This is a genomic window from Mucilaginibacter sp. L196 (assembly GCF_009765905.1).
Lineage (GTDB): Bacteria > Bacteroidota > Bacteroidia > Sphingobacteriales > Sphingobacteriaceae > Mucilaginibacter.
The window spans coordinates 430983-447503 of the sequence record NZ_LMUO01000011.1; the positions used below are offsets into that span (position 1 = coordinate 430983).

The 16521-nt window shown below is 39.7% G+C and carries 11 protein-coding genes; 8 read left to right on the forward strand and 3 right to left on the reverse strand.

Going from position 1 to position 16521, the window contains the following annotated elements; genetic code table 11:
• Positions 1–2: 2 nt before the first annotated feature.
• From GSQ74_RS09400 to GSQ74_RS09425, 6 genes are all read left to right on the forward strand, one after another.
• On the forward strand, positions 3–1877 hold the full coding sequence (locus tag GSQ74_RS09400) for a DUF4157 domain-containing protein (protein ID WP_158992512.1): 1875 nt from the start codon (positions 3–5) through the stop codon (positions 1875–1877).
• 393 nt (positions 1878–2270) lie between these two features.
• The gene (locus GSQ74_RS09405) at positions 2271–5060 is read left to right on the forward strand and encodes a TonB-dependent receptor (protein WP_158992514.1); all 2790 of its coding nucleotides are present in this window, start codon (positions 2271–2273) and stop codon (positions 5058–5060) included.
• Between the two features lie 10 nt (positions 5061–5070).
• Entirely contained in the window at positions 5071–6468 is a 1398-nt protein-coding gene (locus GSQ74_RS09410; RefSeq protein WP_158992516.1) for a hypothetical protein, read from the forward strand.
• A 66-nt stretch (positions 6469–6534) separates the two neighbouring features.
• Positions 6535–7875: a histidine-type phosphatase gene (locus tag GSQ74_RS09415; RefSeq protein WP_158992518.1), complete on the forward strand. Its 1341-nt coding sequence runs from the start codon at positions 6535–6537 to the stop codon at positions 7873–7875.
• Positions 7876–7986: 111 nt separating this feature from the next.
• The gene (locus GSQ74_RS09420) at positions 7987–9645 is read left to right on the forward strand and encodes an ABC transporter ATP-binding protein (RefSeq protein WP_158992520.1); all 1659 of its coding nucleotides are present in this window, start codon (positions 7987–7989) and stop codon (positions 9643–9645) included.
• Entirely contained in the window at positions 9638–10714 is a 1077-nt protein-coding gene (locus GSQ74_RS09425) for a glycosyltransferase family 4 protein (RefSeq protein ID WP_158992522.1), read from the forward strand. Before GSQ74_RS09420 ends, GSQ74_RS09425 begins: the two co-directional genes overlap by 8 nt.
• On the opposite strand, the gene GSQ74_RS09430 is transcribed toward GSQ74_RS09425, so the two are convergent.
• From GSQ74_RS09430 to GSQ74_RS09440, 3 genes are read right to left on the reverse strand one after another with little or no spacing between them, the layout of a single operon-like run.
• Positions 10690–11787, reverse strand: coding sequence for a glycosyltransferase family 4 protein (locus GSQ74_RS09430; protein ID WP_158992524.1), 1098 nt, complete (start codon positions 11785–11787; stop codon positions 10690–10692). The genes GSQ74_RS09425 and GSQ74_RS09430 overlap by 25 nt on opposite strands.
• An 11-nt stretch (positions 11788–11798) precedes the next feature.
• The gene (locus GSQ74_RS09435; protein WP_158992526.1) at positions 11799–12956 is read right to left on the reverse strand and encodes an amidohydrolase family protein; all 1158 of its coding nucleotides are present in this window, start codon (positions 12954–12956) and stop codon (positions 11799–11801) included.
• Positions 12956–13696 carry a class I SAM-dependent methyltransferase gene (locus GSQ74_RS09440; protein WP_158992528.1) on the reverse strand — a complete coding sequence of 247 codons (741 nt, stop codon included), beginning with the start codon at positions 13694–13696 and terminating at the stop codon, positions 12956–12958. Before GSQ74_RS09440 ends, GSQ74_RS09435 begins: the two co-directional genes overlap by 1 nt.
• Positions 13697–13949: 253 nt before the next feature.
• On the opposite strand from GSQ74_RS09440, the gene GSQ74_RS09445 reads away from it, so the two are divergent.
• Together GSQ74_RS09445 and GSQ74_RS09450 are read left to right on the forward strand one after the other, a co-directional pair.
• Positions 13950–15455, forward strand: coding sequence for a B12-binding domain-containing radical SAM protein (locus GSQ74_RS09445; protein ID WP_158992530.1), 1506 nt, complete (start codon positions 13950–13952; stop codon positions 15453–15455).
• Between the two features lie 12 nt (positions 15456–15467).
• Positions 15468–16520: a radical SAM protein gene (locus GSQ74_RS09450; protein ID WP_216846709.1), complete on the forward strand. Its 1053-nt coding sequence runs from the start codon at positions 15468–15470 to the stop codon at positions 16518–16520.
• The last annotated feature ends 1 nt before the right edge of the window (position 16521 follow it).

The window sequence follows — 16521 nt, forward strand, 5'->3', positions numbered from 1 at the left end:
AGATGAACGATTATTTAAAAGCACCAACTAAGCAAAACAATCAACCTACAACGATTGTGGGGGCAGCAAAAAAATCTGCTGCTCAGCTTCAGGATAACCGTCCAAAATCTGTTGTCCAAAAAAAACAGGCTGAAGCGTTATCAAACAAAAATATCGCAAGCCCAATCCAAAAAATGCCCAATAAAACTGGGTTGCCAGATCAGCTAAAAGCAGGTGTTGAGAACCTTTCAGGTTATTCAATGGACGATGTAAAGGTTCATTATAATTCTGTTCAGCCCGCCCAGCTTAATGCGCATGCCTATGCACAGGGTACGGATATTCACATAGCATCCGGCCAGGAAAAGCACTTGCCGCACGAAGCCTGGCATGTGGTACAGCAAAAACAGGGCAGGGTGAAACCTACTTTGCAGATGAAGGGAAAAGTGAATGTTAATGATGATAAAGGATTAGAAAAAGAGGCGGATGTGATGGGGGAATTAGCCAATAAAACAAATGCCCTGAGATCAGTTTCTACCCCTTTGTTACAGGCTCATTATAATGAAATGGCTGAGCCTTTGGTACAACGAATGGTAAACTTTACTGCCACCCAGTACCAACAACAGGAGGCCCCGGGCGGTAACCTAACCCTACCTCAGTTAAAACAGTATCTTAAATTTTTTATAAACAGCGATCTTATTTTAGCACAGGGATACGCAGATAATGGAATTGCGGCAACAGGGCCCTTAGGTGTTGCATTTCCAATAGGTGTAGGACAGGGCCATGGCGAAATAGGCGCTTTGACGGCTTACCGAACTGCAATAGCTGCAGCTGCAGTTGGCGCACCGCCTACCTTGGCTGCTAATATTGCTGCTGCTGATGGCCTTGCTGTATTAATAAATACTATCCTTGGCCGGGCTATTGTGAATATTCCGGATTATGCCGTTGCACCTGCATTACCGGGTGCTTTGCCGGGTGCTATGCCTACAGGTGTAGCAGCGAATATTCCCGTACCGCATTCTCAAACAGCATATTCCGTAGCCCCGGTTTTGGGGTATGCACATCAAAATGCCAGGCCATTGTGGCTTGCAACATATGATGCAACCCCGGGCAACCACCAGGTTAAAACGGCTGCTGCTAACCTGGCTGCTCCACTTGTTACCTGGGTTGACGAAGCTACAGGGCAGGCCGCTTTTGGGCGTGCTGCAGGGGCCGCACTGCTGGCCGCCCCCCGCGTTACACATGATGCGCAAGTGGCGCGCCCACAAATTAAGCAGTTGACGTGGTCGCAGGCGCAGGAATTTTTGCCCAAGCCATTACTAAATTTGCTTTTTAATGTTAAGCGCCAGCTAAATGGCGGCCCAATGGTAGATGAACGAACACCACTTGATCAGCATGCTTTAGTTCGGAATGCAACTTCAACAGTACCCGGTACATTAAGAAGCTGGCACGAAGATTCCGCGGGAATGCTTCCAGCCAATGGCCTGGCGGGTGCGGCTAACGGGCAAGCAGTGGCGGTTCCTGCCCCGGCTGCTGCATTGCATGCACATTACACTGCTACATCCAGAACCGGTGCCGGTGCTGCTGCGGGAGGTGTAAATGCCCCTGTTGCCCCCGTTGGTTTCGCAGAATATACTGGCGCTGGTACAGCTCATATACACAACATTAAAGTAGTTTTGGATTACATTAACACCCGGGTTTATTTAACGCTTTCCCATTATCAATATTGGGCGTTAGTGATCAATGGAGCAGGGCAACACGAATTTATCGCAGGAGGTTCTCAAAATCGTGCAGCAGCGCAAATAACCATAGAGGCTAACCCAACAGTTGTTGCTGCAGCTGCTGCTCTTCCTCCCCGAGCTTACACGATGATGAATCCGTGGCTCGAAATTTTGGTGTGATGAGATCTGCAACACATTTAAGAAATATAAGTATAAAAAGGTTCGATTTTTCATCAAAAATCAGTCAAAAACAAGCGAAATACATCGTTTTTTAATCGTTTTTAGGCCTGAAATGAACCTTTTTTCGCTTAAAAACAACCAAAATATATTGTAAAAATAGCCTTTTTGAGATTTTTTTGACTGTTTTTGGGGTGAAAAGTGTACCAACTGTTTCACTTGTGCCATGGTACAGCACAACATCTTGTTTACATGTACTGATAAATATAACCTATACACTAGCTTTTCATAAGCGAAAATTTTAGATAAGCTGTTCCTTGTTCGCTTTATAACGATAGCTTAACATCGCCTTAATTTTACCTGGGTTTATTTGCGCTCTAATTAACGCAAGTACAAATGACGAAACCCTTACCTCTTTTAATTTTACTTTTCTGCTCATTATTTAGTTTTGCAAGTGCTGGCAGCATTGTAAAAGGAACTATTACTGATAAAGGCGGCCAACCGCTAATAGGAGCAACCATTGCATTGAAAAATGAAATCAACGGCAACAAAATTTATACCAGTGCCGGATTAGATGGCTCTTATATATTCAAAAACATTGATGCCGGTAAGTACGAGATCGAAGCCAAGTATGTTTCTTATAAAAGCGAAAGCAAAAACATAGTGGTTAATGGTGCCGTAGTTATAGTAGATATTTCATTAGCCAGTAAAAGTGGTTCGCTTACCGAAGTTGCTGTAAGTGGCCGTGCCAACAAAACTTCTGATCAGGCGGCTATAAATGCGGAGCGCCGCTCAGATGTGATTCTGAATGCGGTTTCTGCCAGAACTATTGAAGCATCACCCGATATTACCATAGCCAATGTTACCCAGCGAATATCAGGCGTTTCGGTTGAGCGGAGTAACAACGGAGAAGCACAATATGCTATTATTCGTGGTATGGATCAGCGATATGAATATACACTGGTAAATGGTATAAAAATCCCAAGTCCTGATAATAAAAACCGATACGTTCCATTGGATATATTCCCGGCAGATATTGTGGACCGGCTGGAGGTTTCAAAATCATTAACTCCAAACATGGAGGGAGATGCTATTGCAGGCGCTATTAACATGGTATTAAAATCAGCTCCTGACGATTTTACTGTTTTGGCCAATGTAGGTACAGGTTATGCCGGAAACTTTTTTAATGGCAAAGGCTTTACTCAGTTTGATCATAGCGCTAGTTTAACAACCTCGCCTCGTGTATCAGGTAATACTGCTGCAACAATGGCCGATTTTCCAAATAATCCATTTCATTACAGCCAGGATAAAACACCATTGGGCAGTATATTAGGTTTAACGATTGGTGGCCGTACTCCGGATAAAAAGTTCGGTGCTATAGTTACCCTAAGCTATCAAAACACCTTCCGCCAAACTAACGGAACGTTTTTTAATTCTACCACAAACGAGGAAACTAGTCAGCCGGAGTTAACAAGTCAGCAAAGCCGCACTTATGATATTCAACAAGAGCGTACAGCGGCTATTACTAAGTTTGATTATAGGTTCGATACCAATAACAGAATAAGCCTGGATGCTGATTATATCAATCTCACTAAAAATGAGTATCGCTTTACTTCGGATACCAGTTTATTAACGAGTCACACGCAACCGGGCATTGGTAGCGTTGATCAGGATTACAGAAGTGACCGCACGGTACAGCAGATATATAATTTCGACCTGCATGGTGATCATAAATTAAGTGATAAATGGAAAATGGATTGGTCGGCTGTATATTCAAAAGCTACAGCTAATGAGCCTGATCGTGCTGATCTTTATATCACCACAGGCGCTAATTTAGATCCTACCACGGGTGCTATTGTACAATCGCCTCAGCGCTTAAGTACAAATCCGTATGCCCAGTCGCGTGTATTTGAGGAAAACTCCGATGCGGATAAAATCGGTTATTTGAATCTTACTTATTCGCCAACCATATTTGGTACTGTAGTGGATTTTAGCGCCGGCGGCATGTACCGTGATAAAACCAGGCACAGCACTTATGACGATTATAATATTAACGAATCAGGAGCAACTAATCAAATATATGATGGAAACATCAATGATAATTCGTTCGCGGTGCAAAATACAGCAGGTAGCGCGTCGGATGCATTAAATTATGATTTTACCGAAAAGATTGGTGCCGGATATGGCATGTTTAAATTTACCGCAGGTAATTTATTGGCCATAGGCGGTGTACGATATGAGAATACCAACCAACAATGGACAACCGGAGCGCCGGTAAATAGTGTTATTGGTGCAAACGGATCTATTAGCTATTTTGATGTTTTACCGAGCCTAAACTTAAAGTATACGCTTGATAACAAACAAGATGTACGTTTCTCGTATTATTCAGCTATCAGCAGACCCAACTTTTATGAGTTGATCCCTCACACTGAAGGAGACCCTGATGCGGATTATACGGAAGTAGGTAACCCATATCTTAAACGTATCACTTCAAATAATCTTGATCTGAGATATGAGTTTTTCCCTCAGGCGCTTGATCAATTATTGGCAGGTGTGTTTTATAAAAATATCCAAAATCCAATCGAGTATGCTGTAGTACTTCCGCCACATGCGGTTGACTATGTTTTAGAGCCTGAAAACTTTGGTAATGCAAACAACTATGGTTTTGAGCTGGATGCGACAAAATATGTCAGAAACTTTGGCTTGAGGTTGAATTATACTTATACAAATTCAGAAATCACTACCACCAAATTGCTGGATTACCGTGATGCTAATGGAAACCTAACACATCGTGATGTAACGCAAACACGCCCTCTTCAGGATCAGTCAAAGAATATAGGGAACTTATCGTTTCTATATCGCGAACCAAAAAGCGGTTTTGATGCGCAAGTTTCTGCTGTATATACCGGCGCACGCATTTACGCAGTCTCACCTTACCTTGATAACGACATCTGGCAGAAAGGATTTGTGACGCTGGACGTATCCGCAGAGAAAAAGATATTTAAAAAATTCTATATCTACGCTAAGGCTACTAACCTTACGAATACTCCTCTCCAATTAGAAATACACCGCCCGTATACCCCACAGGCTAATGTGTTTGAAGATCAAACCGTCGGTAAAAACATATTTATCCGCAAGGATACTTATGATCAGTATTACATTTTGGGTATAAGGTATAAATTATAATTATTTGAAAATGAAAAGATTAACTATTATATTAAATCTGGCTGTTAGTATTATGCTATTTAGCGCTTGTCATAAGACGGGAAATCTAAGGATCTCTCAACCTGTTGTACAAGTGGGTAGCATTATTACTTCAGATACCCTTAACGGTAATGTTAAGGGAACTTTATTAAGCGGAAAAACCTATTATTTTGCAAGTAATATTACTGTTAATGGTGGCGATACACTATTAATGCAAGCAGGTACTAAATTGATTGCACTGGGCAATGGTTTAACCTATCAAACCGCCCCCGAGATATTTGTGCACGGTACATTTATAAGCCTTGGCACACAAGCAAATCCCAATTATATTACCGTTAGCAGCGCGGCGCAATTGCATACGCAGGCAAATGCACAAAATTATACCAATGTTTTCCAGGGATGGTGGGGTGGTATATTTTGCACCCCGGGTGCGGTAACTGCAGAGGATCCTAATCCGGCTGGCGGGGATGTGATCATTAAATGGACGCATCTTGAATTTGCAGGTGGTCCTTCAGGTCCTGATGATAATGCGACTGTTTATAGCCCGGTAGGTTCGCCCCGTTGGACAATTTATTTTGGCAACATCACCAAAAACTTTATCCTCGAGGATTCGTGGGTATTTGGTAGCCGCGATGACGCCATGCGTATAGCCGGTGGCCATGTGGATATTATGCGTAACACCTATGAGCTATGCGGCGTTGCAGCCGGAGAAGCTTGTAATATTAAAAGCGGTTCAGTAGGAGATGTAGGCTACAATATGGTTATCGGTGCGGCAACCAATGCCTTTAAAATATCAGATGCAGGCAGCACCGGTACACAGTGCAACATCAATTGTTATAATAACACCCTTGTAAATTGTGGTTTCAGGCAAAACTCCACCAGCGGTCACGGTGGTTCAATTGATTTTGAAAAATCAGCTAAAGGCAATGCTTATAACAATATGATCGTGAATTGTGCTATTGGTTTGCGGGTATTAAGCAGTGCCGACGTTGCTAACGTGCATTATAACAATCAGCTATTTTATGGGTATAATGCAACCTTAGTTAAGGAGTTTTATGCTGCTGATGGTATTGGAAAAGTTCAGGCTGCCGACATTTATTCTGCTACGGAGCAGCAAAATAATCCAATGTTTTATGGCTTTGATGTAAATGCATATAACTATACCCAATATCCGGCTCCTGTTACTGCAGATAACCAAACACCTGTAATTGTAATGGTGGGTACTTCCAGCTTTAGGCCCCAGGCAACTTCACCGGCGTTGGGAAAAGCCAGTACAACAGCAGCATCCTATAACACTGTTACAACAACAGGCAATTATGGGGCAAATATTACGGCTCCAGGTAAAGATATAGGTGCTTATCAAAATGATGGTACCGGTAACCAACATTAATAATTGAATTTATTAAACAGAGACGTAATACAATGCGTCTCTGTTTTTGTTAACATTAAACCTGTTATGAAAACTACCATATTGTTCCTTTTGTTTGTAATTGTATTGCCTTTGGGGGCATTTGCCCAAAACTGCACCAGCGATTTTTTAGGTACAAAAACGCTTTATAAATCTTCCGGCTCAAAATATACCGCTGCACCTACAGGTTATGTGCCTGTTTTTATAAACCATGTTAGTAGGCATGGTGCGCGGCATTTAACTAAGGATGTAAAATCAACGCTCGCATACAAATTATTATTTAAAGCAGATAGCTTAAACGGATTAACTGCAAAAGGGACGCAATTGAAGCAAATGGTTATTGCTTTACAAAAAATTGAAAAGGGAAAGAAAGGCTTTATCTCTGCCGAGGGAAAAGAAGAATTGCGTGGTTTGGGCGAACGGATGTATTTAAACTATCCAAATGTGTTTAAGGGTGATCTGAATCTTAGCATCGCCATAACTAAAGAAATACGTACCCGGCAAAGCGCTGATGCTTTTTTAAAGGGATTAAACAGCAAACTTAAAGATACGGTATCCGCAACGTTTCATAATGATGATGTGGCCTTAAGATTTTATGATTTATCACCTGCCTATAAAAACTTTGAAGATAGTGTAGATAACGATGCGGCGATGCTGGAGATTGAAAAAGCAGACGATTTTAAAGCTATTAATTTTTTTGTTGCCAGCCGGATATTTACTGCCGGATTTTTAAAACAATTGAATGAAGATCAGCAATCAAAATTTGTAGCTGATATATTTGGATTTGCTACAATTGTTTATTCGTTAAAAACAGAGATAAGGGAAGAAGGGCATGAAACAAAAGATCTAAATTTCGAATCGTTTTTTACTTGCGACGAGTTGAAGAAGTTAGGTGAGATGGATTCCTGGAATGAAGATTTAAAAAAGGGGCCAGGGAAGAATTGTAATGGTATACAGGTAAGAGTAGCCGTACCGCTGTTGGTTGATTTTTTAAATACCTCAGATGAATTTATAAAAACTGGTAAAAACGATGCACGGCTTCGTTTCGCGCACGCGGAAACAATAGCTCCATTTGCCGCTTTGCTACAAATAGCATCGGCAGATAAACCGATTAGGAGTGTTGGTAAATCAAATACCAACTGGAACACATCAACAATTATCCCGCTAAGTTCAAATATTAATTGGGTGTTTTATAAACGAAAGGGGACTTCAAATTACTTGGTTAAGGTATTGTTAAACGAAAAGGAAGAAAAGATAGACGGCCTCTATTCAAAGTCATTTCCGTATTATCAATGGCATGATTTGAGGACTTTCTACCTGAAAAAATTAGAAAGATTAAAAGTTAAAACTTCTGATGACATGAGCTCATATCTGTTACAGCTTAGGTAAATATTATTTTGGGCCTGATAAGAAAGGCAACCCTTATCCGTCTGCTACCGTACTTTAAGAAGAAATGCTCATTGCTGATATAAGCGCTGTGAATTAACTTCTATAAAAGATTTGAAATACTTAGCTGAATCTGTTCTAAGAATACTTAATCGCAAAGAAAAGATAAGGTTTGGCCTAAACATTACACTTGATTTGTTGATTGGGATACTGGATATAGTTTTTTTGGGCTTATTGTTAGTAATAATCAATTTTTATTCAATAAACCAAATCCCGGTCAATCATATTCTACAGCAATCATTATTCAGTAAAAACTCGCTGACGCTAATCAGTGTGTTTTTCGGGTTATACGCGTTGAAAAATTGGGCAGGTTACGGCATTGCTCAATCTCAAAATGCTTTCTTTTACCAGATTGCCTCCCGTTTGTCAAGGCAAAATATGATTGATTATTTAAAAGAAGATTATTTCAAATTTATAAATATTGATTCATCGGTTTACATCCGCAAAATAAGCCAACAGCCAATAGAATTTAGCAACTACATCCTCACCAACATCCAGCAGATCATCTCGCAAAGCATATTGATTTTTTTTGCCATAGTTGGTATACTCTTTTATCACCCTTCACTATTTCTTTCCTTATTCATTTTATTGGTGCCCCCGGTAGCTTTATTAGGGTATTACATTAAAAAAAGGTTAAAAGAGGTAAGAACCAATTCAAAACTAACCAGTCAGTTAACGCTTCAATACTTAAAAGAGTCGCTTTCCGGGTACGTTGAAAGCAATATATATGATAAGAATGATTTTTTTACCGACAGATTTCACCACCAGCAAAAACAACTTAATGGGTACATAGCCACACAACAAACCTTGCAAGGGCTACCATCGCGTCTCATGGAAGTTTTTGCTGTTTTAGGTTTTCTGATCCTGATAGCTATTAATAAATATTTTTCTGGCAATCACGGTGTCGGTTTATTAGATATCGGGGTGTTTATGGCGGCCTCTTACAAGATCATCCCCGGGATAATTAAAATATTAAACAGTGCGGGGCAAATTAAAACCTATGAATTTACATTGAACGATTTACAACGCGACAATGAGGAGACGGTTAATGTGAGCATACTGGAGTCGGTTATTAGTTCAATACAATTGGATAGGATTGATTTTTCGTATAGGCACAACCAAATATTAAACGGTTTTTCTCTCGATCTTTTTCCAGGTGATTTTGTTGGTATTTCCGGGCTATCTGGTTTGGGTAAAACAACCATTATAAATTTATTATTGGGCTTTTTGGAGCAAGATAATGGAAGCATTTCTATCAATAGTATCGAAACAAATACTTCTGATCGTCAGCTTTTTTGGAATCGTATTTCCTATTGTAAACAACATCCCTTTTTTATAAACGACTCCATACTCAAAAATATAACACTTACTGAGGATGCTTACGATTATTCAAGATTAGAAAATGTGCTTTCTTTTTGCGGTGTTGATATCATGCTGAGCCAATACCCCGAAGGTATTGACAAGCTAATTACCGAAAATGGTAAAAACATAAGCGGCGGCCAAAAACAACGATTAATGCTGGCAAGGGCCTTATACCACGATTTTGACTTGCTGATATTAGATGAACCCTTTAGCGAATTGGATGAAACTGCAGAAAAAACACTATTAGCTAAACTTAAACTGCTGGCACAAAAAGGTAAAATGATCATCATGATAACTCATAACAAATCCAGCCTGTCATTTTGCAATAAATTGATTTCGCTAAATGATTAATAGACCCGATACCCTGATTATTCTTACACCCGGTTTTCCTGAGGATGAAGCGGATAGCACCTGTATACCACCACAACAGGTATTTGTAAAGGCATTGAAGGAAAATAATCCGCAATTAAATATCATCGTTTTAACTTTTCATTATCCGTTTTTTTCTGCCCGGTATCAGTGGAATGGGGTAGATGTTATATCATTTGGAGGCGAACGTAAAGGCCGGTTTTATCGCAAAATAATGGATGTAAGGGTATGGGCCGAGTTGAAAAAAATAAATAAAGAATACCACATAATTGGCCTGTTAAGTTTTTGGTTAGGTAAATGTGCTTTTATCGGGAGTTGGTTTGCCGAAAAATATCACTTAACACACTATTGTTGGATATTGGGCCAGGATGCCAAAGCAGGTAATAAATATGTACGAAAAATCAACCCTAAAGGAAAATCATTAATTGCACTGTCAGATTTTATTGCTACCGAATTTTATAAAAATTATGGAATACTTCCTCAGCACATTATACCGGTTGGGATTGATACCTCGTTGTTTGCTAAAGTTATTCCTGAAAAGAACATTGACATAATTGGTGCGGGTTCCTTTATCCCACTAAAGCAGTACGATATATTTGTAGAAGTAATAAAATTGCTAAAAGAGGATTTTCCGGCTATTAAAACTTGCATCTGCGGCGATGGCCCAGAAATGATGCATTTACGCACAATGATTGATGTAATGGATTTAGAAGATAATATTAAACTGTTAGGCAGGCAATCGCATGCACAGGTGTTAACCTTAATGCAAAGGTCTAAAGTACTTTTGCATCCCTCCAATTATGAAGGATTTGGCGCTGTTTGCCTTGAAGCATTATATGCAAATGCGCAGGTGGTTAGTTTTGTTAAGCCGATGGATGCAGCTATTGAAAACTGGCACATTGCGGAAGACAAGGCAAGTATGGTGCAGATCTTAAAGACTATTTTGCAAAATCAAGATTTAAAATATCAATCCATATTGCCTTATTCTATACATGATAATGCTAAAGTAGCTATGAAACTATTTGATTACAATCCTGTTGCAATTTCCTGAATCCGGCTGGCAATCGCCTCAAAAGAAAGATTTGATTTGAAATAACTAAGGCAGTTTTTTTGCTTTTCCTCAATATTTGAAGCTTGTGTTTGTACCAATACGTTTAATAAGGCATTTTCATTTGCAACTTCATATAACAGTCCGCATCTGCCATTATCAGTTATCATCCTGAAAGAATCTATATCAGTTACAATCGGCACGCAGCCGCAAGCCATCGCTTCACAAATTGCGGTGCCGCTGCCTTCATAATGCGAACCGGAGAGCAGAAAATCGGCGCTGTTAAACCAGTAGAGCAACTCATTATGCAATATTTTGCCAACTAATATAATTTGGGTTCCGTGTGCGCTTGCATTCAATAATTGTTTAATCTCACTAAGCAATTCCTCTGTTTGATAAATCATGTACAAATGAGCTTCCGGGCTAACGGCCGCAAACCTTAGGAATGCTTTGACAACATTCAACGGATCTTTATTTTCATTCAATCTCCCTACCCATAAAAAAACAGGGTCGCCACTAACACCTGTTTTTAGCTTGGCAGTTTTTTTATTAATGGGGTGAAAATGCGTTGATACCTCCATTACCTCATGTATTTTTTTGAGCGATGATAGATTGCCTTTACTTATCCAGTCCATACCCATGGGCTTAGAGGCAAATAGGTAAGCATCCACGAAATAGTCGGCTAGTCTTTGACTATATTTTTTAATACCGATGAATGGCCGTTCAGCATGATGTTGCGCGATGATCTTTACTTTTTTCCTGTTTAGTAGACCTAATTGTATTACTTGTAATGGAAAATGCAGGCCTTGTATTACAATAACATCTGGTTTATGAGATAGGATGTAACGATGCAGTTTTAAAGGCACGAGGCGCTCAAAAGCCGATAATCTTAAAAACTGATAATGTACACCATATTTAAAGCAACTGCCTTCGTAATTTATTTGTTCAATACTGATCACTTCATTACCCACACTTAAAGCACTTTGAATTCCCGCATATAAGCTAATGCGCTTTAACCATCGTTCAGGATCGTCGAATTCTTTTGTAATTACGTAGCTGGCAAATACAAACTTCATGGTTCCATAGTTTAATCCGTAATAGTTATGTTTTTCGGGAAATTGGCATTGGGATGAAATCTCCTAATGTCAGCCATTAATCCGGGCAAATTCCCTTGCACATATTTGCAGACCCCGTTTATGTAGATCTTGCTGAAATCTTCTTTTATATTGCTTAATTGTTCCAATAGTTCTTCATCAAACAATCTTATTTCTCCTTGATGAATAACCAGCAATAAATCCGCAGGGGTAATTGCATAAAAAGCATCAAAGCCATCATTATCAAATGATCTTTTGGCAATAACCAGATCAGCATTTTTACCTTGTATTATTTCACCGCTGTTCAATCCCCATGTTTGGGAGGCGTTTATGGTTACAGCATTATAAAGTTCATCGTCATTCAATAGCTGACTTTTTCGGGCCGATTGCAAATGCCTCCATATATCCCATTCGCTGGTTAAGGTAGAATCTGTACCAAACAAAATGCTAAGATGTTTTTTTAATAGATCAACCGGCGAAGTTTTATTCAGTAAAAAATAATTCGATTGTGGGCACCATACCACTGCCTCAAATTCCTTAGCCTGGACTTCGGTCATCGCAACGGCATGTACGGCGACAAGCTTTCTATTTAAAATATTCCATTTGAGCAGATACTTGATCTCATTTTCTGATTGCAGATCAATTCCTTCACCCACATGTATATTTACCAGCAGGCGCTTTTTTAAGGGATTATTAAGTTTGAGTTTGCACCGTTTTTCAAAACCGACAGAATGTATGCAATGCGTATCTTCAAATACAGTAATCAGATCATTTGCTGTTCCACGCTTTTCACCGTGATTAATAACAGTGGTAACGCCACATAATAAGTTTTTATAGATGCCCCATTTTGAACGTAATTCAACAGGAATTTTTAATACCTCCGCTATCTCTGGTTTATACCTTTCATGGATGTGCTTGCCCCATTCGGTATAATTATTATAAAGCTGGTTGCCTAACTGTGGGAATAAATTAAAATCTAAATGGTCGTGCGAATTGATCAATCCCGGAAAAACAATGGCATTATTGAAATCTAGCTGTAAAGCATCTGCAGCAGCAATCGGCGAAGATGATAGCTCCACTATTTTCCCACCATCAATTTTAATATTAATAGGGTCATCGCTGTTTACCGGTTTTATATTGTTTAGGATCATTAACCTCTCTTAAAATGTATCCCGTAAATAATGGGCTGACCTTTAAATCTTTCGTAAACGTGCAATGCATTTTGCTGCTCATAGTAATGCTTCACGGTTTCATCAACATTAAGCTCCTGATGTGCTATTACAGTAAAGCCATTCTTCAAAAGGATTTGCTTTATACTATTTGTAGTATGCACAAAATTCTGAACTGCGATATGTTTATCCTTATGCCTGAACGTTCGCTTGCCGCCTGATGCCAGTGCATTCGGATGAAAATCGGTGATGATCATATCCCCGTGTTTCTTAGTTATCCTGCACCAGGTTTGCAGCGCGTCTTCAATATCTTCAATATGGGCAACTGTCAGCGTTGATAGGATGGCATCATAAGTCTCATCAGCAATATCCTCAAAATGATTATCTGTAATCACATAAGTTTTTGCATCCAGAAACTTATCATTAAGCTTTTTTAGCATCCCCAATGAGACATCAAACCCCGTTAAGCTTGCCGGGTTATGCTTAAAGATTTTACCCCAATGCCTACCCGTACCACAGCCAATATCTGCAACAGCTTTATTTTCGAGGCTTAAACCGTCTAATAGCTTGGCAAACAATAGCTCATCCAAGTCAAGCATCAGGTTACCCGGCTGTGCATCATAGTTTTCGGCCCATATATCGTAAGCCGCAACCACATTCTTATCCTCAATAGTCGAAGGCAAAACTTTCCGTTTGATATAATTTTTAATGGTACTAATCAACTCTGTATGATTTTAGAAAACGGTTATCATTAGCGTTTCATCAGGAATTACGCTCTATAAAGTATAAAGGTTGCTCCATCAATTTTATTTAATCAAGCAGGCAACCATAGCATTTTGCAGGGCGTAACTATTGTAGTAATTGTTTTAGTCTTAAGTAAATTATTGTGAACTGTTGTCCCCGCTATGTAGGGCGTACCGATGGGTTTTACTCATCGGTACTGCGGGGGCTTGCTAATAACGATGTATACAAACTATGAGTAATAAAATATTATTGTTTAACCCCAAGAGCGCTATTAATAAGTATCGCATTCCTAATTCAATTTTAAATATAGCCGCATCGGTTGATGGTAAATACGAATGGGCAATTATTGATGGTAATTGCGAATTAGATTCCATCAAAAAAATCGAAAGCTATTTAAGTACAGGCGAATATAAGTACCTTGGTTTTACCGTAATGCCCGGCCCGCAATTAAGGCAAGCTATAATATCGGCAAAAGCTATCAAAGAAAAATACCCGCATACTAAAATGATATGGGGAGGTTACTTTCCATCTAACCAGCCTAACGCGGTTTTATATTCCGGCTATGTTGATTTTATTATCAATGGCCCCGGCGATAATGCTTTCCCGAATTTGATTGATGCGCTGGAAAATGGTACACCTTTCGAGTTCATTAAAAATCTCATCTATAAAAATGTCGATAGTAAAGTCATAATAAATGGGAAGGAAGACTTGCTCGATCAGGATTCACTGCCGCCATTGCCTTATGATAAGCTGAACGAATTTTATCCCATTCCTAAGTTTTTAGGTAAGACCTATTTGGGCGAAAAAACATTGGCTTATCACTCCAGTATTGGCTGCCCCTTCACCTGCTCATTTTGCGCGGTGGTGCCTATTTATGAGGCAAGATGGAAGGGTAAATCGGCACAAAAGGTTTATAACGATGTAAAATACATCAAAGACAAATGGGGGGCCGATGCCATCGAATTTCACGATAATAACTTCTTCGTGTCAGAAAAAAGGGCAGTTGAATTTTCAAGGTTGATAAAAGATGAAAACATGACCTGGTGGGGGATGGCGCGGATTGATACGATGAGCAAGTTTAAAGATTCATCCTTGGCTGCCATCCGCGAAGCAGGCTGCAAGATTATATTTTTTGGTGCCGAAAGTGGTAATAACGAAGTTTTGGCGCAGATGGATAAAGGTGGCACCCAAACCGGTAACCAGATCATTGAATTTGCCGAGCGATTGAAGAAATTTGACATCATACCCGAATACTCATTTGTTTTAGGCACACCCGGCCCAACTCCCGAAAAGGTGCAGGCAGGGATCGATTTTGAAATAGATTTCATCAAAAAAGTAAAACATGTAAACCCCAAAACAGAGATCATTATTTATACCTATAGCCCAGTGCCAACAGAGGGGTCGGAAATGTATAAGCAGGTGTTGGCCAGTGGCTTTAAATTCCCGCAAACATTGGAGGACTGGATTAGCCCCGCCTGGGAAAGTTTCGATCTTAGGAAAAACCCGCTAACCCCATGGCTAACGGCCGAGATGATAGACAAGATCAGGAATTTTGAAACGGTGCTAAACGGTGTATATCCTACAGTAACCGACATTCGTATGAGTACGCTTAAAAGAAAAGCGATAAAAATGATAGCAAGCCTGCGTTACAAAGTGGACTTGTATTATTATCCATATGAAATAAAACTGCTACAAAAAATTTGGAGATATCGCCAACCCGAAACACAAGGCTTTTAATAATTACAGCTCATGACCATGCCGCCTTTATACGATACTTTTAAGCGATATAGGACATTGCAAACGCACACTATATCTGCGTTGCCTGTGGTGATATTAATGCCGCATAGTGCCTGTAATTGCCGTTGTGTAATGTGTGATATATGGAAGGATAATAAAAACTTGAAGCAACTTACCGAGCAGGACGTTGAGGGATTAATGAGTTCACTAAAAGCGTTTGGAACACGGCAGGTAGCCATGTCTGGCGGCGAAGCTTTGCTTAATGCCAATTTTTTCAAGTTGTGCGAGATATTAAAATCCGCGGGCATTAGTGTTACGTTGCTCACAACCGGCTTAACCATAAAAAGAAATGCTGAAAATTTGGTGAGATGGGTAGATGAGGTGATTGTATCATTAGATGGCGATGAGACTCTGCATGATGCCATTCGCAATGTGCCCGGTGTTTTTAAAAAGCTTAAAGAGGGGGTAGAGCATATCAAGCAATTAAATCCAAGTTACAGGATAACAGCACGCACAGTGATCCATTGCTTAAATTTTAGAAATTGGGAATCCATCATCAACGAAGCAAAAAAGATGGGCATCGACCAGATAAGCTTTTTGCCGGCAGATGTAAGCAGTCATGCCTTTAATCGCCAGATGGCTTGGGAGGAACCCAAACAAGACGAGATATTAATATCCAAAAATGAATTGCCTGAATTGATGGAAACCATTACCCGGGTTATAGATAATCACGGTGACTTTACCTCAGGCTTCATTGCCGAATCATCCGAAAAAATACGACAGATCTATTATTACTATGCAGCCTTTTATAAACTAAACCCGTTCCCTTTCAAAAAATGTAATGCGCCCTGGGTATCAACAGTTATTGAGGCCGATGGCAGCGTTAAGCCATGCTTTTTTCATGATGAGATAGGTAATATAAAGGACGCATCATTAGCTAATATTTTAAACAGTGATAAGGCCATTAGCTTCAGGAAATCATTAAGTAAAGATATGGGAATCAATGCAACCTGCATAAAATGCGTTTGCTCGTTAAACTTATCGCCTTTGCAAAAAATCGCATAAT